Annotated in this window: 11 protein-coding genes and 1 pseudogene; 1 reads left to right on the forward strand and 11 read right to left on the reverse strand. The window is 64.2% G+C overall.

Going from position 1 to position 23,578, the window contains the following annotated elements; all coding sequences use genetic code 11:
* The 9 genes and pseudogenes from ACFORO_RS21470 to ACFORO_RS21510 form a co-directional block, all read right to left on the reverse strand.
* Positions 1-659, reverse strand: a pseudogene (locus ACFORO_RS21470) (integrase core domain-containing protein); the annotation flags it as partial.
* A gap of 268 nt (positions 660-927) precedes the next feature.
* Positions 928-1,323 carry a hypothetical protein gene (locus tag ACFORO_RS21475; RefSeq protein ID WP_377876416.1) on the reverse strand — a complete coding sequence of 132 codons (396 nt, stop codon included), beginning with the start codon at positions 1,321-1,323 and terminating at the stop codon, positions 928-930.
* Positions 1,324-1,368: 45 nt separating this feature from the next.
* Positions 1,369-5,439, reverse strand: coding sequence for a hypothetical protein (locus ACFORO_RS21480; protein ID WP_377876418.1), 4,071 nt, complete (start codon positions 5,437-5,439; stop codon positions 1,369-1,371).
* A 1,526-nt stretch (positions 5,440-6,965) separates the two neighbouring features.
* Positions 6,966-8,813 (reverse strand): hypothetical protein, encoded by a 1,848-nt coding sequence (locus tag ACFORO_RS21485; protein WP_377876420.1) that lies wholly within the window; start codon positions 8,811-8,813, stop codon positions 6,966-6,968.
* A gap of 546 nt (positions 8,814-9,359) precedes the next feature.
* Positions 9,360-10,016: an integrase core domain-containing protein gene (locus ACFORO_RS21490; RefSeq protein WP_377876423.1), complete on the reverse strand. Its 657-nt coding sequence runs from the start codon at positions 10,014-10,016 to the stop codon at positions 9,360-9,362.
* A complete protein-coding gene (locus tag ACFORO_RS21495; RefSeq protein WP_377876425.1) occupies positions 9,949-10,425 on the reverse strand; it encodes a hypothetical protein in 477 nt (158 codons plus the stop codon). Before ACFORO_RS21495 ends, ACFORO_RS21490 begins: the two co-directional genes overlap by 68 nt.
* Before the next feature lie 293 nt (positions 10,426-10,718).
* Complete coding sequence (locus ACFORO_RS21500; RefSeq protein ID WP_377876427.1) at positions 10,719-14,456, reverse strand: hypothetical protein; 3,738 nt, start codon at positions 14,454-14,456, stop codon at positions 10,719-10,721.
* Positions 14,457-14,507: 51 nt separating this feature from the next.
* Complete coding sequence (locus ACFORO_RS21505) at positions 14,508-14,840, reverse strand: integrase core domain-containing protein (protein ID WP_377876429.1); 333 nt, start codon at positions 14,838-14,840, stop codon at positions 14,508-14,510.
* Positions 14,837-15,544 (reverse strand): hypothetical protein, encoded by a 708-nt coding sequence (locus tag ACFORO_RS21510; RefSeq protein WP_377876431.1) that lies wholly within the window; start codon positions 15,542-15,544, stop codon positions 14,837-14,839. Before ACFORO_RS21510 ends, ACFORO_RS21505 begins: the two co-directional genes overlap by 4 nt.
* Positions 15,545-16,245: 701 nt before the next feature.
* On the opposite strand from ACFORO_RS21510, the gene ACFORO_RS21515 reads away from it, so the two are divergent.
* Positions 16,246-16,449 (forward strand): pentapeptide repeat-containing protein, encoded by a 204-nt coding sequence (locus ACFORO_RS21515; RefSeq protein ID WP_377876433.1) that lies wholly within the window; start codon positions 16,246-16,248, stop codon positions 16,447-16,449.
* 7 nt (positions 16,450-16,456) lie between these two features.
* On the opposite strand, the gene ACFORO_RS21520 is transcribed toward ACFORO_RS21515, so the two are convergent.
* On the reverse strand, positions 16,457-16,702 hold the full coding sequence (locus ACFORO_RS21520; RefSeq protein ID WP_377876435.1) for a DUF2283 domain-containing protein: 246 nt from the start codon (positions 16,700-16,702) through the stop codon (positions 16,457-16,459).
* Positions 16,702-23,493: an RHS repeat-associated core domain-containing protein gene (locus tag ACFORO_RS21525; RefSeq protein WP_377876437.1), complete on the reverse strand. Its 6,792-nt coding sequence runs from the start codon at positions 23,491-23,493 to the stop codon at positions 16,702-16,704. Before ACFORO_RS21525 ends, ACFORO_RS21520 begins: the two co-directional genes overlap by 1 nt.
* Between the last annotated feature and the right edge of the window lie 85 nt (positions 23,494-23,578).

Consider the following 23,578-nt stretch of genomic DNA (forward strand, 5'->3'; position numbering starts at 1 on the left):
TGCGTGGTCCACCCGCCGTCCGGGTGGGTGGCCGTGCCGAGAACGTGGACGCAACGGCTGCCGACCTCTACCACGAACAACACGTAGATCCGCTTCAGGGCGAGCGCGCAGTCGACGTGGAGGAAGTCGCGGGCCAGCATCGTCGATGCCTGCGTGCGCAGAAACTGCCGCCAGGTTGTGTCGTTCTGCCGGTCCGGCGCGGGAGGTATCCGCGCCCGCTTCAAGACCCGCCGGATCGTCGAACAACCGACCCGGCGACCAAGCTTGAGCAGCTCACCGTGAATCCTCTCGTAACCCCAGTGCCGGTTCTCAGTGGCCGTCCGTTCGATCAACTCGGCGAGCGCCACGTCGACAGGCGGACGGCCGACTCGGTGTGGATACGTCCACTTCCCGGCGACCAGACGCCGGTGCCAGCGCACGATCGTGGGCGGAGTGACCAACCGGCGCAGCCGCAATCCTGTGGGCAGTAGGCGGACCAACGCAGCAATCACCGCCCGGTCGGCCCAGTCCAGGCGAGGCTTCGGGTTGCCTCTGCGCAGCACGGCCACCTCGTGGCGAAGCACCAGCAACTCGACGTCCTTCGACGCCGACGAGCGACCGAGCAACACCAGCAGACCCACCAGCCGGAGGAAGATCAGATACAGCAAACGCAACGTCACGACTGGCGATCACGCCCTGCCCGCCACGTGCCTGTTTCCGCAAGTCGGGCGCGTGAACCGACTTCTGGAACCCCACAAGCGTCCTAAGACGCCTGTGACTGCACGTCACCTCTAGGTTGGAAGACCAGCACGGCTGGTTACAGCTCCAGCCGAGCCAAACAGGCGGAACGCTCGTCACTGTGCTCCCTCGAACAGGCCTAGCAGCAGCTTCGCTTTTTGCACCAGTTCGTCGCAGGCGTCTCCATCTCGACGATCAGCGCCTCGCTGGTCATCTGGTTGCGCAGCAGGAATCCGCGGTGTTGCCGCCGGTGTTGCGGATCGACTTACCGCCCAAGTAAGCCTCGCGGTTCACCAGAACCAGCGGATGCGAGAAGATCTGGCCGATCACCCACACGTTGCGCTCGATGATCTCCTGCCAGCGCTTCTCGTCAGCGCTATCCAGCTCGGCACCGGCTTCGGCGATGAAGCCCCGCAGCCGCGCCAGCACCGCGGCGACAACGATCTGCGACGAAACCTCCGGCTCCGCCTCCTGCAACGCCTCGGCGCACTGGGCCGAGTCTTGTTTCGTCATCCATCCAAGGACCCGCTTGGCTTCGTCGTTCTGCCCGATCGCGGCGATCGCGTCCAAGATCTGCGAGACATCCGAACCGACGACCACCAGCAAGAGACGCTTGGTCCCGGCCGGAAAACCTCCATTACCAGCGTACTCTTACTTGCCGTTTCCAGCCTGATCTTCGCCGTCCCCGGTGTTTCTTGGCGGGCGGGCCTGGACGATCTCGTTGTGGTGGCTGGAGCCTGCTGTAGTCCAGCCACCGGATGTAGGTGAGTGAATGTGCAGACTCGTCCTGGTGGTCATGCCGGGATACGGGTCGTGTTGGCGCGACCTGCCGGATCGGCGTTCTTGGAAGACAAGTCGCCCCAGCGCAAGTCCGGATGACAGCAAGCCGGAGTGGAGGACGTCGGCACGGATCAGCAGGGACGCGCCTCCGGGTTCGTAGACGTCGGGAGCGAAAGCGATCACCTGGCCGTCGAGGTCATAGACGGCACCGTCGCATGCCCGTGCCTGCGGGGCCACGATGTCGAGGAGCGGGGCGCTGGGAAGCGTCACGGAAACGGTGTGGTGCAAGGAGCAGTCGTAGGTGGAGCCTTCCCAGACATAGCGATCGGCCGCCAGCAGAACTGATGCGTTTAAGCCGGTGTCAGCGGTCCAGACGGCGCGATCATCGCGGTCAGCAAGAACGTCCGCAAAGGCCGGTTGGCGCGGAAATTCGCCGAGGAACGGACCGTCAATGAACTCCTGACTGTAGGCATGAGGCTGATATCGCATGGGCGGGGTTTCGAGCGCCTTAGCCACGTCCTGTTCCCGGAGCAGGACGCTGCGACAAACCACGCCGTGGTCGGCCCACAGCCCGGAAGATATTCCATTTGTGCGACCATAGGGATCCCAGTACCAGGCGACGGTTCCCTGCAACAGGACCCAGTCGAAAGAGTCAGGCACGGCGAGGGTTGTTCCCGCGACGGTACCGACGACGAGGTGGCCAGGCAGCACGACGAGATCTTCCGTCTCCAGGAATCCTGTCTGATCGCAGGCCCACGACGACTGGCTGTGGAAGGTCGACAAGTCCGGTGCAGATGGTTCCGGCAGCGGCAGCCACCAGGCGGTGCTCTGCTCGTCTCTGAATGGATCCCCAGGGTCGTCTGGGTTTCCGGTCAGCAGGTGTGACGGGTCGAAGTCTCGGACGAACGGGATCTCAGCGCTGGTGGTGAAAACCGGCTGTCGTTGCGAGTCTCGGCGCAGTTCGTAGGTGTCGGCCAGCCTGGCCAGTGCCTCATGCCACGCCTGCCATTGATATTTCTTGCCTATGCGTTCGCGTTTATGAGCGGAGCGTCCGGCATAGTCGGATTCCTTGTCGATGTCGCGAAATCGCTCGGGCGTCCATCCACGTTGGACTACGCCGGTGAAGACAAACCGGCTCACGAGTTCAGTGTCGAACGGATTGTCCCTGTCGGACATTCCCTCCGAGTTGTGAGACTCGTCGTCTGCGGCGAGTTCGGCCGACTGGTTGTGACGCGGGCTGGTGTCCGGCACGGTGCCAACGGGTTGCACGATCGTGTTCGGCGGCTGAGAGGTTACTGTCGGCTGCGCGCGCTCCGATGCGGTGGATGCGAACTCGCCTTGCGCGCGGAGAGGACGCCTGGTGAACGGGAAATTGTCCGGGTGATCGGTGCCGACGATGTAGCGTGCAAAGTCGCCGTCGTTCATGGCACTGAGGTGTATCGCGGCCCATTGCGACCCGCTGCGGCCCGGCTCGTCTCCGGCGAATAAGGGGTAGTTCGCCTCCAGTTCGACAACGGATGGCACGTCACGGCCAGGCCAGGGGCTGGCCCACGGGCCGGCTGCGAGATCCCACTGCTCGTCCGAGACCAACCCGCGTTGGTGTGCAAGCCTGACAGCGCTTCGGGCGAAGTCGCGCAAGAGAATATGGGGCGGCGGTTCGCCGTGCCTGAAAATCAGGTCGAGCAGCACGGTTCCGATACGACGCAGGCAGGCGTCAGACAGCCCGCGCAGGGCGACGCCGTACGCGACTGCACAGACTCGTTCCAGCACGTACAGGTCGTCGACCTCGATCGCGTCCTGCAGCAGGGAGATCAGCACGTCGGGGTGGGCGGCGGACAACCTGATCAGACGCCGAGTCGCCCGGTCGCGCAGGAACCGATCCGAGCTGGGAAACGCCCACATCAGCGTCGTGGCCGCAGCGAGCGCGTACTCCGGTGAAAGACGGGTCAGTGTTTGCAGGTCTTGCGCTTCGACCCAGCGCAAAAGTTCGTTGAAAGCGTTGGTGCGGGTCCTCGGGCCGGTCGTTATGGCGGCAGTCCAGGTCATGTCGCGCCGGTACATCGGCCGAGCGGTCAGCGTTGAATTGAGCCAGTTGTAATCGAGGCGGTGGCCCGGGTTGCATGCCAACGCGATGGCGACCCGGGCGGCGCGGCGCGCAGCATTCCGGTCAGTGCCGAACAGGGCCTTTTCCAACAGGTCCATGGCTTGATCGGTGACTGCGGCGTGATCACGAAGCAGCAGCGACTGGATCACTCTGCCTTGCCAGGTCGATCGAAGCTGGGGCGATGCAAACTCGGCAACCTCCGTCAGCTCGAGGCCCGCTTGCTCTGGGAGGAGCAGCGCAAGCGCGTCGATCGTGCTCTCACCCGGTCCCATCGACGACACGATGCGGCCAAGCTGTGCCGCGTCGTAGCCGCCAGGTCGTCGAGCTCCGTCCATCAGTGTTTGGGCAATCAGGTGATCGGCGAGACGCTCGTAAGCGAATCGCACGACCGGAACCAGTCCGCGAGACGAGTCCGGGCCAACGACGAGGTCCTCGATGAGGATCCGCTCGCTGACCAGCGCCGCGAACAACGACCCTGAATAGCCTCCTTCGGTCGGCAGCACCCGCTGTGTGACCTGTTTGGCCTCGTCCCTGCTCAACCACCGTCTCTCCGCACGGTGCATGGCATCGGCAAGCGCTGTACCGGCTTTGAGGACGATCGGCTCGAACGGATCCGTGTCGAGCCGCGCCCGCACGAGTTGATCCATCGCCCCGAAGTACTCGCCAAATACGCCGGTCAGACTCGGTGCCGCGCGGGCGAGCAGGCCCGGGCGCAGTTGCGCAGTGCGGCAATACACGTCGAGAAACAGCGGCTCTCGGAATTCCGGCAGCAGCAACGGATTCGCGGGCCGGACGAGGCTGTAGTGGCGGAAAAACGCGTTCACGGCGTCATACTCCACGCCGGCAAACCCCTCGTGGCTCACCAGACAGGCGCGTTGCCGGACGGGCTTGGGAACACACACGTCCATCGCGACGGTTCGCACGCTCACGGCGACAGCGACGGAGTCGAATCGTCTTGCCCTTTCCAGGAATCCGGTCAGGTGCGCAGGCCAAATCAGCCTGCCCTCGCCCTCGTTGAGCGCGTCGACCATCAGCAAGGCACGACGCCCGCAGGCTTTCGCCCGCTCATTGAGGGCACCGAGGAACTCCTCGGACGTGCCTGGCCAGTCCAGCATGGCCAGCGCCTGTCCCCACGGCTCGCCCGCGGTGAGGAAGGTGTGACCGAGCAGCAAGACGGCCGGCTGGTTCCGCTCCAATGCGGTCGTCAGGGTGTCGGCCAGCAGGTGGCTCTTGCCCCGCCCCGCTTCCCCGCTGATGACCAGAAGTGAGTTGTTCCAGATCCCGGGCACGTCCCCGTCAAGCCACTCGCTGGCTTCCTGGAGGTGTGAGCAACACTCGTCAAGCGCATCTTGCACCTTGCCTGCCTCGTCGTAATGGGCAGACAGGGACAGTTCGGCGGACATCTCCTCGACCGCCGTCAGAATCTCGTCGCACCGTTCCTGCCACGCGGAGAGCGGCAGGGCTGCGGTTCCCTGCGTGGCGTCTACGGCTAGACGCAGACCAACAAGGTTCGCGGCCGCGGCACGGACTCGGCCAGTTTGGATGGCCACGACCGGGCCCGCGTCCAGTTCCGCTTGGGCTCGCCGCAAGTGCTTCCGGAACGCAGACAACGCGGACTCATCTCGCGCGAACCCGGCCATAACGCGAGCCAACGGAACATCGACACGGAGCGCGGGGTGGTAGCGCGGCTCCAGGAGCCGTATCGACTCTTGCGCACGCATTTCCAGCCATTCGTCGGAGATCGTTGGGACGGCAGTGCCCTCATAAATCGATACCGAGTTAGCCGCGCCGATAGCGGTTCCCGGACCTGCCGAGCTCACGCTCCCAGCGATCGTCACCGCTCCAGAGGAGGGTGGTTCGACGAGGGCGGACGGCTCTCCCGGCGCAAGTTGCCCTGGACCTGCACCGGTTCGGAAGGGCCCGGCGGCTCCGCCGGTTCGGGCCGCGCCCGTGTGACTGCGAGCCCGTCGCCGGTAACAGCCCCGATCACAATGCCAGGCCCGGAACCTCGGACACCGCCCTCAATGACCACCCCACGTCCCTCTGCTGACGAGCTCTTCCTCACCAGTTTCGCTTGGTGGTCTGGCTCGGGCGGCACTGCATCGGATGCAGTGTTCGTCCGTGACAAGATCCACCGCGCAACCGTGACCACGCCAGGCAGCAGCCCAATGAGGACAGCAACGACCCAGCTCAAGCCCTCCAGTACGTTCCGTACCGGACTCTTATCCTGGAGTAGCCACGACAACCATCCGAGCCGCACAGCCACGGCCACCAGTGCGGCTCCGCCAGCCGATATCAGGCACACTCGCCACCACCGACGCATAGCCAGGCATCACCCCGCTCCGATCGGGCCCTGGCACGAACCCGCCAGCTTGCCGCAATGCTTCTCTATCGCCCGTCGCCCGGTCACTGCTACAGCAGGACTCAACGGTCCTCGACGCCAGGCGGTGGCCAACCGGGAAGCGTTACATTTGGGGAGGCTGAACGTAGTTGCGGATTACTCAGCGAGACCACGGGCTGACCTCCTTGTGCAAGTCCGGCGCCGGAGCGCATCCTCGCGGAGGAGACTCGCCACCACACGACCCGCCGGCAGCGACGGCGCAGCACTGAACGGTTGTGACGGACATTGACGCGACACGTGTTGCCCGGGAACCGTCTACAAGAAATGTGACGGTCAACGACGAACTCCGCACGGTCTGGACCGGGCGCGCGCGTGCCCGACACGGCGGAAGAAAGCCCGGACACGTCACGACCGTTTAGCCCAAAATGCGCGACTGGCTCGCACTGCGTCTGCGGGCAACATCTCAACGGCGGGAGCGCTCGACGGACGTGCACGCCCGCCTTGCCAAGGCTGGCAGGATCGTTGCCGTGACGCAGACCGCCTGATCGTCGGCGCGCCGCGGTTCCGACTGCAACGAGGCCGCGAGCCACATCGGCGAGACTCCATGCGGTGCGGGCGCGGGCCAGAAGTCAGGCACGGTGATCTCCTCCAGACCCGTCCGGTGCACGGCCAGGCGGTGCAGATCGAGCCCGCTCCAGCTGCGCCCATGCCCGAACCAGCCCCGGGCTGGCCCGACACAGCTCCCTGTCGATCGACTCCCGAGCGGCAACCTCCCGCCACCGAAGGACGCACGCTGATGCGATCGCCACGACCGCGACAACGGCGAGAATCGTGAGCGCCCACCATGCGGTGCCCGCCACCGCGGCGCCTCCGAGCGAAGACACTGCAGCAACTGTTGTCGCCGCTCGCCTACCGGATGTGACCAGTACTCGCCGTACATCAGCCATGGCGACCGCCCGCCTCGTCGGAACGGTGGTCATGTGCGGTCAGGCAGAGACGGCGTCGCGAATATCCCGGCATCGGCTATCCCCGTCCGTGCACGCGCAGGGCGGCCTCATCGAGACAGACGCGGTAGTCGGGGTCCTCGCCCGAAAACGCGACGCCGGCGATCCCGACGAATGGATCCGACAGTGAGGCCACCACGTCCGCGGCGAACGGATTCCCTTCCCAGGTCAACTCCCACTGATCCAATGCGCCCCACAGCCTGCGCGACCGCTCGCCCCGGGGCAGCGGCAACGCAGGCTCCCGGTACAACGGATCCCGCCACCACATGCCCAGTGACCAACGCCGATCCACATCCTCGGCAGTGATCCGAGTGAACAGCCCACCGATCAGCGTCATCATCGCCGGCGTAGCCGAAGGAATGATCGACAGGGCGGCTCTCTCCTGGTCGACCACAGGCTGCTCGGCGGAGACCCAGCAATCCAGTCGCGGACGGCCGGTCCGGTGGTAGCGAGCCGCTTCATCGCGGCTGGTGATCGTCATTCGTGCGCCCGTCGGCAGATGCAGCAGGCAGAACGTTCCGCTGTTGGGGCGCTCCTCCAGGCGCATGCCGGGAAAGCCGGCACCATCCCCGTGATCGCCGACAAACAGGCCGGTCACGTTGTCGGGTGCATCGGTAAACAGGACTAGCTCGTCGTGGCGGGGAGAAACGACCACGGTGTAGGCGATGATGCTGCCGATGTCGCGGTCAATGGCCTCGGCCCCCAGCGGTCCGGCGTTGAACGTATATAAGGCGAGCAGGAACCGCAGCTCGCGTTGCGCCGGCGAGCAGTGGTCCAGGCCGCTGCTGTCGTCCGGGCCGACCCCGGCGGTCGCGGCCGATACGTGTTCCCCCGTGAAGCTGGCTCGGAGCTGCCCGGCCGACGACTTCGGCGAGGGCTGCGGGTTCAGCGGCGTCCCCGTGTCCCTCGACCACAGTTCCCAAGCACGACGCACCGCGTCCAAGGTGCCCGACCGGAAATGCAGCTCGCCCTCGTGCGTGGGCGCATCCGTATGCCGAAGGACCACCGCGCGAGGCTCACCGTCCTGGGGGTCGGCCGCTGGCTCCGCGCGGAGGATCGTCACGGACTCTTCACCGACCCGGCTCACGTGGAGCTCGGCGCTCAACCCCACGATGGGGTTCGTCAGCATCGCAGCGATGTCCCGCCGCAAGGGCTCCTCCGTCCACTCCAACCACCACGTGTCGTGTCCCCACCACAGACTCACCGACCGCGCCGGCACGAACAGGTGCCAGCGCCGCAGGAGCGCGCTGCCCACCCGCGCGAACTTCCGCACGGGAAGCAGAGCGTCTTGGAGATAGTCGCGTTCGACTGCGCTGAGGGTGTCGGGATGGGTGTCCCCCAGCCAGCGCGCGTCCGGTGCCAAACCACGGAGCACACTGGCCAAACCGACCGCGGCGAACCACTTCCTGCGAGTGATGCCGGCGAGCCTGACCCGAGCGCACGGATCGCCTTCCACGATGTACAGCTCCACATCAGCCCCGACATGTCGGTGACGCAGTCCGGCGACTCCGCTCACCGTGTCCTCGACGTCGTAGGGCAGCAGTTGAGACAACAGCGGCCCCAACGCGAACGTGCTCAGCTGCAGAACAAGCTGGTCAGGCCCTGGGCGTACCGAGATGACCGCTTGGGCGGGACGGAAGAGGCTGCCCGGAGGCCGCCAACGCAGACTGTCAACGGTGCCCGGGATCGCCTGGAGGATGCGTGCTTCCAACAGCTGCTGAGCAAGGCCGCCCGCATCAGGCAACACCGCATGGCGAACCCGCTCCGGTACGCGCACCGGCCCGTCCCGATAAGGGCCTGCCGGATTCGGGCGTGCCGTCAAGGCGGCGATGAGCGCCGTGCGGTCGTCGCCGACCACGGTCTCCATCGCGGTGCGGGCTAGCCTCTTGACCTCAGTGTCGCACTCGCCGGTGCAACCCCTCCGAAGGGCGGCCAGGCTACGGATGAACCCGCTGTCAGTCCGCACGATTGTCCTCGCTCCTGCCCCCGGCACGGCATGAGAAGGACGCACACACGCGCGTCAACCGACAGTCATGGACAACCACAAGTGCAGTGAGTTCCTTGACTCTGCGGAGAACATCCGTCAACTGCCGGGAGACGGGTCCTGCCTCACGCCCACACCAGACGCCGCAACGGACGGTACATGACTCAAGCAACTGCCAGCAACTGAACCATCCGCGCAGCCGGGACGGTTGGCAGCCTGAGCGCTAGTCGGTTCCCCTCCAGGACGCGATCGGCGGTCGGCCGGGTGGCACGGCGGAAACAGCACAGAGAAGAACCAACGGACACCGCTGCCGAACGTCGCACGCCGGTGTCCTCGCAGCGAACGGCGAACTACTCCAGATCGTCTCGATGGCACCGTCGCCAGACGACCCCGCGTCCCTGTGCGTGCCGAAAACCACGTCCATGGAGGTCAAGCGACCTGTCTGTACTCATGGAAGACTCCGCCGAGGCGGTCCTGTCGGCGTATCACGAGGGGTTCGATCCGCTCGGGTTCCAGTGCCTGAGGTCGGGCTCGCATGGGTGCCGCGGCGGCCAGCGATCGGTGGGTTCGATGCAGGTTGCAGTGCTGCTCGTACTCACGAAGCGCATGCCGGAGGTGAGCCTCGTTCCAGATCAACGTACGGTCCAGCAGTTCGGCCCGCAGCGTCTTCACCCAGCGTTCCATGATCGCGTTCATGCGAGGCATCCGAACACCGGTCAGCACAGTGGCGAGCCTGGCGCCACGGAGAATCTCATCGATCAACTCGGGGTACTTCGCGACGCGGTCGCGGATGAGGAACCTCACCTGCGCAACGTGCCCGGCATCTGTCAGGCCCATCAACAAATTGCGAACAGCCTGCGTCACCCAGGCATGTGCGGGGTGCGCGGTGGCACCGAGAACGCGGACCCGCCGGCCAGCATGGTGGACGGCAGCGAGGATGTACTGCCGCTGCCCAGCCAGGGTGACGGTCTCAATGAAATCCATCGCCAGGATCGCCTCCGCCTGGGAGCGCAGGAAATCAGCCCGCCTGACTCTCATCCGTTGCGGCGCCGAGCCGACTCCATGGGCCTTGAGGATCTCCCACACGAATCGACGGCGCGACCTTGATACCGAGCAGGGCGAGTTCGCCGTGGATACGCCGGTAGCCCCAGACGGGATTCTCGACCGCCAGACGGAGGACGAGGCGACGGATCGAGGCGAGAGTACGCGGACGCTCAGGCCCTCGATTCACACTCGAGCGGGAGTGACGATGCTTCACCAAGTCGCGATGCCACCGCAGCACCGTGTCCGAGCTGGCCACAAGCCGGAGCCGACGCAACACCGCGCGCGACAGCGGCACCAGCAACATCAAGAGGAACATCCTGTCCTCGGGCCGAAGTCGCTGGCGCTGGCCACCGAACTGTCGCTGCAAGATGGTCAGTTGACGGCGCAGGGCGAAGATCTCGACGTCCCTCTCGCGGTCGGTCATCGACAGCAGCCGCAACACAGCGAACACGCGGACCACGGCGAGACAGACGGAGCACACCAGCACGAGACGCGATCACGCCGGACCACCAGCGGCCATCTACCGACAGCTCTTGACCCGCACGGATGCATTTCTCGGCACGTACAACCTTGACGCAAGTCGACCGTCCGCCGATTCTCGCGTGTAGAGCACCTGGGCTCCAGGTTCTGCGTTCGTCAGCAACGTCCGCCGACGAGGAACTTCCCCACCGTCCAGGCCAAGCTGCGACATCAGGCTGAGGCGGGTGCAGTCCCAACGTCATCCGCGCTACGTGTCGGCCATTGTCATCGCCATCCGCCGTGTTGCGCGGCAAGGAGTCGCTCAGGCCGCAGAATGAGACCGGCGAGAGCAGGATGCGTTTCCTCTGCCTGGACGATGAAGTCTGAACCGGTGGTGGATAGCAGTATTAATGCCTGGTAGGCCACGAAGATCGCATTCGCTTCGCAAGCCCGCAGTCGGTCGGACGGGAGGGTCTTCGCCACGCCATCGAGGCCGTATGCGCCCAGGGTGTGGTAAGCAATGGCCAGCCCACCTAGGCGGAGGATGGGGACGTCCATGTCGGTGCCGATCGGGACCACCACAGGGTGCCGATGCATTTCGTGGTCTGTCGCAATGGTGCGAACTGCCGGAAGCTGAGGAACTACCGGGTCCACCAGCTGTCCCGGTGACCGCAGCCAGGCAACCTGATGCGGACCGCGGTAGGCGCACACCTTGCGGGGATCTGCCGCGGCCATCTTCATCGGCTCATCGAACGCGAGGGTGCCGTCATCGAGAAAGACGAACAGGAAGAATTCGGCGATGTCCGCCGACAGTCCCATCGCACGCAACGCCAACGCCGTCTCGACCGCGACTTCCAGCGCATCACGCGGGGCCTGTCCCGCGGCACGGGTAACCTGCGCCGCGCCCACGGCACGTGCGGGTGCCGAGTCAGCACCTATATTTATCAATGAATTGCGAATCGCATTCTCATTGGGAGCCAGCACCGTATCCGGAGTGGCGACACCCCGACGTCTACCGAGCGTGCCTTCGCTGCTTTCGCTCGGCAGTTCGAATAATGTTCCGAAGGATGGGTCATGGCGGTCGGCGCATCCATTGAGCAGTAGCCGGCGCATGACGTTGACGGAACCAGTTCGATCCACGGCCTCGATCTCCGCCGGCACAGCCTGGCCGAGCAGACTGCAACATTTCAACTTGTCTCCGTTGAGATAGCAGCTCAGCGCTCGAAATACCATGATGACGTCTCGATCTCCGGCCTGAAGCTTGACACCCTTATCCAGTGCCACCGTCGCCATCCGGTCCACCGACGCGAGCAACTCGAAGGCGGCCTTGTCCTGGTTGAGCAAGCCTTCCACACAGCCTGTGCTCAAGTTCCGCAACAGCGTCGACGTGTCGAATCGGCGGAGTGCGCCGGACTGAATGTCCTGTTCGAATTCCTCCACGATCGCCTTCGCTGCGTCCCAATCGCCTAGATGGACACACGCCTCTGCCACGAAGCGCAAGACCTGTGGATACTCCACCTGCGCAGGATGCATGCGCTTCAGCATCGCCTCGCCCCGCGCGCGGGCCTCCGCGGTACGACCGGTCCTGATCAGCAGAGTGAGCCCGGTAAGGTTCTCGAACCAGTCGTCTCCGCCGGTGGCAGGAACGAGCCGGCGGAAATCACGCAGCGCCGAGTCCAACGCGGTCAGTCTCGGATGCTCGGCGCCGTGCATCAGCAGGTTCATGACCGTGGCGCCAGCGATGCGGATCGTCAGGGCCGCCGTTTCCTGATCCAGGCCAACTACTTGGGGTACCTGGGTCACGAACTGCTCCAACAGCGGAACGATGTGCTCCACGTTGTCGCGGGGATGATCGCTGAGTTCGTACAGCGCGTGAGCGTAGGAGACAAGCGTTTGGACGCGGAGACCGAGTGAATGATCGTCGGACTGACTGTCGAGGTAGTCGAGTTCGGCGGCAAGATACCGCTTGGCAGTCTGCCATTCCTCCAAGTACCCGAGGATGCCCGCCGTGTTGCCCCACAACAACGACACGGCCTGGTTGAAGACTGCCAGTTCGATGGTGCGCTCGGAAAGGGTGATGGCGTGGGCAACCATGGCTGCGGCTGTACCCATCTCGTGGCGCGAGGCGAATATTTGCAGCCACGCTTGCGCACAGAAAGCCAATTTGAACACCGTGAAACTGGTATTCTCCTCGCGGTCGACCAGCCCTCGGACTATGAACTGTACGATTTCATTCATCGCGATCGATGCATCCGAAAGCCCGGATAGCTCGTGGGCGGCCTCCGCAGGCATCGGGAAGTGCTCGTCCATCACCGCCAACGAGTCGCGCTTCATAGCACGAAGGACTTCACCGATCGGCGGATCAGACTCGGCGTAGTGAGGAAACGCCATGTGGACTTCGGGGCTGGCCGACGCCAGCAGCAGGTGTACGGGGATCTGTCGCGACGCAACAAAGGCGGCGCCGCGCAGAGCGTCTGCCGCGAGCACAGCAGAGGGTTCTGCCCGGCTCGTTATTCGCTGCCAGGTGGCGGTGACGGCGCCGACCACCGTGTGCGGATAACCATGCGGCACCGAGGGAGCGTCATCCATGGCGCGTTGGAGCAAGCTTCCAAATCCGGCGATCGCACGGGCAAGGTCGCCCTGGTACTCCAGTACCGTGCTCACCAAGTACGCCGCCGCCAGTTCCAGAGCCAGCGGCCAGCGATGCAGAAGATCCGCAAGCTCCTCTAGTGCCTGCAGCTCCTGCGGATCTGGGGTGCGCCCGTCCAGCACGCGCCGGACCAGCAGTTCGACGGCCTCACCACCGGTCATCCCGGCAACCTCGATCTTCGCGGTGGACGGGCCCGCCAGCGGTGTCTGATCGGTGGTCGTGACCAGCGTATGCCCGTATCCGCGCGGCGGAATCCAGTCGCGCACCACGGCTTGATCCGCGCAGTTGTCGAACACCAGAAGCCAGGGGCGTGCGCTGCGCGCCAGTACGCCGAAGATCCGCTGGCGCAACAAGAGGTCGGTGTCGTCGTTGTCGATCAGGTCGTGAGCCCGGAACCAGTCCGCGACTTCACTGAACGACGCCGCCAGTTGGGACGGTGACGTCGCGTCGACAAACATGACCAATTCGTAGCTGTACGCGTTGTCGTCGGCCCAGGCCACGGCCAAGCTGCTCTTGCCGGTCCCTGACAGACCCGCAATGAGGCACACGGGCGCCGCATTGGGATGCACGGGGAAAGGCAGTTGCTGTCGCAGGTCCGCCAGCAACTCCGGCCGGGCGATGTCCCCGTTCCGGGGTGCCGGGGTCACCGGGATCGCCCAGTCTCGCTCGCGGATTAATGCGGTAAGCGCCTCAACGCTGATCCCCAGGATGCGCACCAGAGCGCTCATGGGCAGTTCGGCCACCGCAGGACCCGCTGCCCTGCCCATCACCTCCCACACGAGGTAGCCGGTCAACAGGCCCGCCGCGTCCCATCCCACGGTCGACGGCGCCACCCGGTGTCGGGCTGCGCGTACGCGTTCCTGCACATCGACACGCACCTGCTCGATATCGCGCGGGTCCAGCACGACCTCCATGCGGACAAGTCGTTGCCAAAACTCTGGCTCCTGCGCCGCCAGCTCGGTCGCCACCTTCCACCGGCCGGCCAAGGCGAGTACCCGTTCGCGCAGGTCAGGGCGTTCATCGCGCAACAAGGCCAGCAACTCGGAGAGGTTGTCCCCGGCCGAGCGGTTGGTCACCACCAAGTAATGCTCGGCGGAATGGGTCAGCAGGCGGACCGCGATCGACAGGAGGTTCGACGCAGTGAACGCCGAGGTCGCGCCACCGCTCTTGATCTGCGCGACCGTCGTGATCCGCTCGCCGCACCGCACCCCGAAGTCCACGATGTCCTGATCGGCCTGCAGCCTGGTAGTCAGAACACCCTCAACCTGAATCGCCGTGGATGCCGGATTTTCGACGAACAATGCCGACAGCCCATACTCCAGGGTCCAGAGAAACTGGTACTCGAACCCGCGTATGGCGTCGTGCGCGCCCACGTGTGATCTCCTTTGCGGCGTTGTGCGTGCCGAAAACTACGTCCGTGCAGGTCAAGATACATGTTGGTATTCGTGGATAATTCCGCCGAGGCGATCCCGCCGAAGTACCGTGAGGCCTTTGATCAGGTCGGGTTCAAGGGGCTGGAACCGGGCACGCAGGGGTGCCGCGGCCTCGAGTGATCGGTGGGTTCGGTGCAGGTTGCAGTGCCGTTCGTACTCGCCCAGTGCGTGCCGGAGGTGGTTCTCGTTCCAGATCAGCATGCGGTCCAGCAGTTCGGTGCGCAGCGTCTTCACCCAGCGTTCCATGATCGAGTTCATGCGCGGCATCCGCACACCGGTTAACACGGCAGTGATCCCCGCATCAGCCAGGATCTCGTCGATCAACGCGGGGTACTTGCCGTCACGGTCACGGATGAGGAACCTGACAGGCGCGAGCTGCCTGTGTCCTCCAGGTCCATGAGCAGGTTGCGGACTGCCTGTGTCACCCAGGCATGCGTGGGGTGGGCAGTGGTGCCAAGAAACCGCACGCGCCTGCCGGTGTGGTGGATAGCAGCGAGGATGTATTGGCGGGCTCCAGTGAGGGCGATGGTCTCGATGAAGTCGATCGCCAGGATCGCCTCGGCTTGGGAGCGCAGGAAGTCGGCCCACGTGAAGGTCGTCCGTTGCGGGGCCGGTTCGACGCCATCGGCTTTGAGGATCTCCCACACAGTAGAGGGAGCGATCGTGATGCCGAGGAGGGCGAGTTCGCCGTGGATGCGCCGGTATCCCCAGATGGGGTTCTCGGCTGCTAGGCGCAGAACGAGGCGACGGATCGAAGCGAGAGTGCGTGGACGCCCTCGCCTGCGGTTTACGCTAGCGCGGGCGTGGCGGCGTTTGAGTAGGTCGCGATGCCACCGCAGCACCGTGTCCGGGCTGACCAGCAGCCGGAATCGGCACAACCTCGCACGGGACAGTGGCATGAGCAGCGCAGCAAGCAATGCCCTGTCCTCCGGCCGTAGTCGTGGGCGCTGGTTGCCGAGTTGTCGCTGCAAGACGGTGAGTTGGTGGCGCAGGGCCAGGATCTCGACGTCCTTCTCGCGGTCGGTCATGCGCAACAGCGGTGTGGGCGACGGCGAGGCAGACGAAGCGGACTAGCACGGGCCGTGATCATGCCGGACGACGAATCAATCACGTGTCGATACCTGTTGACCTGCACGGACGTATTTGTCGGCACGTACAATCCTTGCCGGCATTCCGGCGCAGCAGGATCGCCGGCACAGACAGCAACGCGCGAGTTGTTCGGTACAGCAACAAAATGACCATCAGGGCAGCATCTCAGCCGCCGAAGATGAGCTGCGGACATGGGCTCCCACCAGCGGCGATGATTTCCCGAGCCCAACAGGCGCGGCGGCAGTGCACAACGAGGTCGACGCGATGGAGAAGAACTTCACCGAGCTCTACACCAAGGCCGCTGACCAACTCGGCTCCGACGAGGCCCCGGTCCGCTTGGCCGGCTCTACGCCCTCGAACGTCTGGCCCAGAGCAACCCGCTGCAGCGCCAGAGCATCGTCAACGTGCTCTGCGCATACCTGCGCAACCCTTCACCCCGCCCGAAGAGTGCCCGCCCGCGAACCCACCAGGCCAGGCCGACGCCGCGCACATGACCGGACACGCAAGCGCATCCAGGAACGCGAAGTCCGCCTCGCCGCCCAGCGCATCCTCGCCGACCACCTCCAGCCGCACCGCGGCGAAGCATTCTGGAACGCCATCGACCTGGACCTGACCGACGCCCCACCTGATCGACAGCCGTGTGCGGAAGGCGCTGTTCGACGGCGCTACCTTCCACAACGGTGCCGGATTCGGTCGCGCGACCTTCGACGGCGGTGCATCGTTCGACCGGGCGATCTTCTCTGACAACAGCTCGTTCGCCGACGCTACCTTCAATGAGTACGCCTGTTTTGCCCACAAGCGCTCGATGCCATCGGGTCACACCTCCATTAAATTAGAACTTTGAGTTTACACTAACGGCGCTTGTCAATCCTTTCCGCTGAATCCAAAATATGAGCAGGCAACTTCGATCGCGCCGCTAAGACTTCAACACCTATAAGTCTTCCACCTTCGTCGAAGTCAAGATTGATCATCCCTCCAACCTCTACCGGATCGCACGGATACATGCGGGCGACCGGCGGGGAGTAATTCGGGTCCACAAAGTAGATGTAAGCCGCATCTGCCTCGGAGTCGTACGTGACTTTTATCTCCGTCACCATCAGGGACCTTTCTTGAGACCTTCGACGTAGGCGCGAGTGGCATTGACTATTACGGTGTTAATATTACCATCCATAGTCTTTGCAATAAATATCTTCAACTTTGGGTCATAGTAACCAGATTTCCATTGACCCTGATGGAAGTAATCAAATGGCTGCTGCCCGAGAACCGCTTCTGCATCAGCATCGGAAACCCCCCTCTCCCGGAGACGCTGCGCCGAATGACCCGTATGACCACTCGTCGAAGGTGCGGTACCCTCCCAGGTAATGTCACCAATTCCTTCGCAGGAACATGACTGATCATGTCCCGTGAAATACCCTCCGCAGTTATGAACCAGAACCAGGGAGTTACCCGCACGGACATAGTAGGCGTGAATACCTTCAACGGTAAGGTCGTAGGTAAGGCCTCGTTCGAAGCTCGCATGCACCTGCGCCACAGGAAGACTACCCGCGGGCGAGCGCACTGCATCACCAGCCCGCAGATCGCCGGCCTCGACCCAATGATGAGACTTTGCTTCCCATATCTGATGATGAGGGGTCGTATGCAAAGCTGACCCCAACCCGTCGCCGAATACGATTTCGACTCTCTCAAGATCGTCGCTCGTGACATGAATCGACGTGACAACATGATACGTGATCTTATGGTCTTCCGGGCCTGAATTAGCTACTATGTCGCCGACTTTGACCTCAGATATCGGCTTTGCCGTGCCGTCTGACATAAGCACGGTCGTGTCACCGGTAAAGCTATGCGCAGGCGCTCGGACGGGACACTCGGTAATCGCGACATCGATGACATCGTCTCCACCGCGAATAAGATCCCCGACAAACGGCAGGGAATTGATTCCTTCGCGCAGCCTGTTGATTAAGGCGAGGTCCTTGATGAACTTTCCACCCTTCGCCATCGGGATAAGTCCGAGAACAGTAGAGGCGCATGACCCCGGAGAGCCGTCATTTATGCAGTCGAGAAAGTCTGGAATTCCAGTCGCCTGCCAGCCCAGCTGCAGCAGATCACGGAATGGCATACCGTGCCGGTGATAGTCACGGTAGATCTTCTCTGCGCGTTCCACAGTCGGCTTGGGGGTACCTTTTCTGGTGCGGTCGCGATTTTCGGTGAGGCAGTCCTTTCCCCAGCCGCACGCCCATACCGCGGAAGGCTTATAGTCGTTGTACCAACGGTCTTCCTGAGCGTCACCTGTACTGCCCGTGTATCCCGCGTTGCGGCACGACAGAGAATCTCGAGAAGTCAGCTTATCGGTCTTGGCGTCGAAACAGACGTCGAGTGCGGGCTCCAGGCCGGTGGGGTCCGGGCTGCCGACGGGGTTGTCGAATCCGTAGGTGTAGGCGTTGAGGTGCGCCGGCCGGCCAGGATCCAAGACGGGGTCCGGTGTGGTGAAGCTCCCGGTGGACGGGTCGTATTCGCGGGCACCGAGCCGGGTGAGGCCGGTCGTGTTCTGGTAGCCGCCGAGGAACCCGTGGTTGTTCGCCCAGGGGCTGTCGGTGGTGCCGCGGGGGACGCCGTAAGGGTCCTGGTAGCGCTTGCGGACAGCGAGGTTCGCTGCGTCCACGGTGGCGTAGGCGGTGCCTTGGTTGTCGGTGAGCAGCCACGAAATGCCCGTGACTCCGTTGCGCTGCGCGATTGGATGACCGTTGTAGGTGTAGTAGCGGGTGCCGATCGCGGTGGTGTTGCCGGCCGCGACGTGAAGTTCGGTGTCACCGACGGTGAGAGTGACACCGGAGGGGTCGCGAGTGATGAGGCGGTTGCCGTCGGCATCGTAGACGTAAGTGCTGGTTTTGCCATCGGGTTCGGTGGCCGAAGCTATGTTGCCTTCGGCGTCGTAAGTGAACGTTTGCGCCGATCCGGACGGACCGCGGGTGAGGGTGCGGCCGTCATTGTCGTATGTGTAGGAGCTGGTCGCAGTCGAGTTTCCGCTCGTCCGGCTCACGGTCTGTGCGGCGTGCGGGCGGGGCTGGCCGGGTTCGGGATAGGTGGTGGTCGTCGTGGCGTCGCCGCCGGGCGCATGTTGCACCTGCTGGGTGCGGTTGCCGTCAGGGTTGTAGGTCCAGGAGGTCCAGTACGGTGCCGCGCCGCCGAGCGTGGTGCTATTCGGTGCCGATGTGCAGTCCGCCGATGACGGGCTAAACGCGGCGGTGAGCCGTTGCAGGTAGTCGTACTGGAAGCATTGGACGTCGGCGGCCCCGTCCTGAGGCAGGTCGGCGAGTTTGGTGAGGCTGTTGTCGGGCCCGTAGGTGTAGTGGCGGTTGGTGACGTCGTGGCCGGCGGTGGTGGCTCGCTGGGCGAGCGTGCTGGCGAGTCTGTTCGTTCCGTCTTCGTAGGTGTTGGAAACGGCGATCTGGTATGGGCTGGCCGGGTCCTGGTAGTTGGTGCGCAGGACCTGTGCCTGGGGGTTGTAGTCGGTTTCGGAGACCAAGTACAGCAGTTCGCCGGAAGACGACGACGCCCGCAGACCGGTGGGTTGCCCGAGCGCGCCGTAGTCGTGGTAGATGGTTTCGCGCGGGACGCCGCCCTTCTGAGGGCTGGTCGTCGTGGCTACCGCTCCGGTGAGGGGGTCGTACTCGGTACTGAAGCTGTAGGTGCCGCCGAGTCCGGTTTCGAAGGTCGGAATCGTGTACCGTGCGCCGGTCACCCGACCTGCGGTGTCGTACCCTGTGGCTGCGGTGGAATAGGCACGTCCGTCGACGTAGCGCGTGGAGCCTGTGGCCTGACCAGGCAGGAGGGTGTCGTAAGTCCACTCCGCGAGCTTCGTGCCAGCAGGTGAGCCGACAAACTCCGCAGTTTTTCGCCCGATATTGTCGTAGCTGTACGCGAGAGTGCGGTGTTGGGCGTCAGTGCTGGACATCAATCGATCGGCGTCGTCGTAGGCATACGTGGTCAGCCCGGTGTCCGGGTCGTTGGTCGAGGCTTCTCTGCCGTGCAGGTCGTAGGTAGTCGTCCACGTGTTTTTGCCGGTCGCATCGGTCACCGTGGCCAACTGGCCCGACGCTGTATAGGTGTATGTGGTGGCATCGCCAGGATCGGATCGTCCGGTGTGGTCGCGGTCGTGGAATTGAATGGTCTGCACGTTTTGGCCGAGGCCGTTCGTGACGCTGGCAGTCGCGATTCCGCCTGCTGGCGGGATGGTGATCGTGCGGTCGCCGTCGTACTTCGTGGTGGTGCGCCACTGTTCGGTGCCGTTGAGCGCGTAGACGGCTCCGATGGTCCGTCCAGCGCTGTCGTAGGTGGTGAATGTGCTGTTCGGCACCGCGTTGTCTTGGACGACGTGCAGGGTCTTGTCCGGCCCCGAGTCGCCGTTCCAGTAGTTGTTGTGGGTGATGTAGACGCGGCCCTGGCTGTCGTAAAGAGTGTCCGTGAGCAGCCGCCCGCCCCGTGCATATGGCGTTGGCGACTGAGTCTGAATGGCCCGCCCCAGACCGTCGAGCAGCGCATAGGTCGTCGAGTAGGACGCATTGGCCAGGAGTGCGTGCGTGGCGACGTAGCTGACCTTGCCGGGATCGGCGGTCACCGAGTATTCGTATGTGGTGGAGGGCGGCGCGTTCTGGCTCTTGTTGTGGCCGGGCCGCCAAACTGCGGTGACGCGTGCGAGTGGATCATATGTTGCGTCGGTGCGCATGCCGCTGTTGTCGGTCTCCGAGAGGATCGCACCGGACACCGCGTCGAGGACCTTGGTTGAGGTGAAGGTCCTCGGGTCGCTCGCACTTACTTGGGGCGTCGTGGCGGCGATCTTGGTGACGGGCCCGCCGGTTGCCGGTGTGTAGGTCGTGACGGTCGGCAGGTTGCGGTGGTCGGCGACGGTGAGGCTGCGGCCGTACTGGTCGAAGGTCGTGAGGTGGGCGGGTGCCAGGAATGTCTCGTCCCCGCCAGTCGGCCAGGTGTCGAGGACGTCTGTGCGCGTGACGTCGCCGGTTGTCGGTGCGGTGCCGTACGGCTGGGAATCGAAGAAGTTCTTGGCGTCGGAGACGATGTTGGCGCTGGTGACCGGTGAGGAACAGGCGCCGGCGAAGGTCGTCGTCTGCTGGACGCTGTTGAGCAGCCAGAGATTGGTGTTGGGCAGGTAAGTTGTTTTGGTGCAGGTGGTCTCTGCCGGATCGGGCGTGGTGCCGTTCAGCGTTCCGTCGTTCTCCGCGGCGATCTCGAGTCCGTAGTCGCCGAAGGTGCTGACCTTCCGGCTGGTCTTCCATTGCTGGGTGGCAGCAACCCAGGCTCTGGTTCGCGTCACTGCGGTGCCGGTGTAGAACGACTGTGTGCCGTCGGCGTCGGTGGCGGTCGGGTTCGGGCTGCGCCACGGGTCGTTGAGCGACTCGGAGATGACGGTGCCGTCGAGGTAGGTCAGGCTTTCGCGGGTGTACCCGGCGTATTGGTCGAGGTCGGTGACGTTCTCGCCCCAGTAGCTGGGCACGGAGACGCTGCGGTGGCCCCCGCCGGGAAGTGTGTCGCCGTCCATGCCGCGGAGGTAGCGCGTCTCGGTGACGGTTTGGGGCCCGGAGGGATCTCCGGCCGCCGCGCCCTTGGTGGTCTTGACGTCGCCGTACCCGCGGAATTGCGACCACGTCCGGTATTTCGGGTCGACGAGCGGGTTGTCGTCGTGGTGCCATGCCGTGCCGCCGAGGTAGTCGTAATGCGTCACGACCTGCTGGGACAGCGCGGTACGGCCGTCCTCTTTGACTTCGGTGACTGGGTACTTGTTGAACCAGTCGAGGATCGGGTCGTCCAAACCGCCTGGGGTCCAGTAGACCGGGTAGCAGGCGAGCGTGTTGTTCTCCGGGGAAGCAGGCATTTTCGTGCCCGTGATGCATTCGGGTTCGGCGTACTTCACGTTCGTGACGCCGCCGGTCGAGCTGGTGATCGCATCGATCCGCTGGCGGGTGAGTGCGGTGTAGCCGTGGGTGGCGTCGACGCGGTTGGCTTTCGGCACGCCGTGGAACAATGTCGGCGGCAGCGAGACCGCGGGCTGCGTCCCGGAGGTGTTGGCCAGGCCCGTCTGGGTGATCGAGTCGAGCCACAAGGCGGGGCTCTGCCCGTCCCCGGTCGTCGGATACGACTGCCCGAGCGTCCACGAAGTGACCGGCTTCCAGCCGCCGGCGCCGTCGGTCACTTGGCTGGTGATCGTCGTATAGCGCTTACGGCTGAAGAAGCTCGGAGAGGCGTCCAGGCATTTGGTCCCGACGGTGCAGATCCGGTCGAAGGGAACGTCCGGCCAATGCGTCGCGTTGTCCTTCGTCAGCAGAGCAGGATCGCAGGTGAACGACGCGTCCGGCAGGCAGCGTTCCGTGGTTCCGAACATCACGCGGGCCGGCGGCGCCGAATAGACGTTCGCCACTCGGGTGTTGAATCCGTACTCGATGCGGGACAGGTAGCCGCCGCGGACGTAACTGCTGGGCGCTGCGGTGTTGGCGTTGACTGCGTAGGCGTTGGTCTCGGTGTCGTAGTAGTAGGCCGTGGCGTTGCCGTGGGTGTCGACGGTGTAATCGAGGTTCCAGCGCCATGCGGTATTCGAACACAAGGAATCCGCGAACGCGGCGTGATAGCAAGGTTCTCCGGGGTTGTTGCCGTAGACGGGTTCCGTCCAGGCCGAATGGGTCTCCGCGTTTCCGCTCTGCCACCCCGGGAGCTGGTTCAGACCGAAGAAATACTGCGTGCCGTCGACCGTGGTGAGCTTCCAGGCTTCGTTGCCTCGGGTGCCGTTGGCGGCGTTGGTCAGCTTCTCGATCTTCGATCCGTCGTCGATCTTCTTGTGCCAGACGGATGCGTTGTCCTTGTCTTTGACCAGCATCTCGTTGGCTCTGCCGAAGGACAGGGTGGCGTTGTCGGAGAACCAGCAGGCATCGCCGTTCTGTTTGTTCTGCCCGTTGTTTCCTCCGAGGTCCTCCGCGCAGGATTTGTATGACCGCTCGATGTATCCTCCGCCGCCCAGGGTCCAGCCGTCGCCTACCGGCGAGGATTGGTTGTTGGTTGCGGATGTCAGTCCGTCCACAGCGTCCGAGGAGTAGTCCAGGCTCAGCCCTGGCGTCTTTCCGCTCGGCCCGGCGGCGGTACCGAGCGGATACGAGAACGAGAACGCACCGGTTGATCCTCCGGCGCTCCAGCTGCCAGATGGCTTTAAGTCTGTCGCCTTGAAATCGCCGCCATCGCCCTTGCTGTCGGCCTCGGCCGCGACGACCGCGACGCTTGACGTCGACAGCGTCAGTTGGCCCGAGAGATGATCGTTCTGTGTGTTGTTCCTGGATTCCAGCGGGGTTTCAGTTTGACACTGCGGTTCGTCGGGAGTGGTCAGCAAACATGCCGGATACTGGACGAACCGCAGCCGTGAGCCGTAGTTCGCACCGTACGCGTCGGCGAAAGACTTGTAGTCAAGGTCCAGGTTCAATGGTCCGCTGGCGTCGCCGGACTTCGGCGTGACGGTCATCAGTGTTCCCCGGACACCGGCCTTGTCTGCGGCTGACTTTTCCAGCAGATCGAGTTTGACCGATCCGGGCTTCTGCTCGGCCCGATTGTACTGCCGGTTTCGGCTCACTGTCAGGCTGGGCTTCGCGGCAGTTTTTTCCGCAGCTTGAGGCTTCGGAGCCGAGGAAAGGTCGACCTCGGTGCTCGATGCCGGGGGCCAGACGACCTTCGGAAGCGGTGCCGACGGCGTTGGGACCGGGTGTGAAGCCAGTCCGTCGGGCTTCCCCGACACTGATGTCGTCTGTTGCAGCGGCGGCAGGTCCCAGCCAAGGCCGTGCCAGCCATGCGGGCTGTTCGCCGGTGCGGCCACTGCCTGCTGGACGCAGGCGGTCATGATCAGTGCAACCGCACCAGCGGTGGCTCTTGCCCATCTGCTCGTCCGGAACCGCACGCGCATCACAAACCCCTGTTCTCGAGCC

The organism is Amycolatopsis halotolerans, assembly GCF_042647905.1.
GTDB classification, from domain to species: Bacteria; Actinomycetota; Actinomycetes; order Mycobacteriales; family Pseudonocardiaceae; genus Amycolatopsis; species Amycolatopsis halotolerans.

Bases quoted from the DNA above. Each gene is read 5' to 3' on its own strand.
- ACFORO_RS21485 (WP_377876420.1), bottom strand. From the start codon at position 8,813: ATGGAGACCGTGGTCGGCGACGACCGCACGGCGCTCATCGCCGCCTTG.
- ACFORO_RS21510 (WP_377876431.1), bottom strand. From the start codon at position 15,544: ATGACCGACCGCGAGAAGGACGTCGAGATCCTGGCCCTGCGCCACCAA.
- ACFORO_RS21520 (WP_377876435.1), bottom strand. From the start codon at position 16,702: ATGGTGACGGAGATAAAAGTCACGTACGACTCCGAGGCAGATGCGGCT.
- ACFORO_RS21525 (WP_377876437.1), bottom strand. From the start codon at position 23,493: ATGACCGCCTGCGTCCAGCAGGCAGTGGCCGCACCGGCGAACAGCCCG.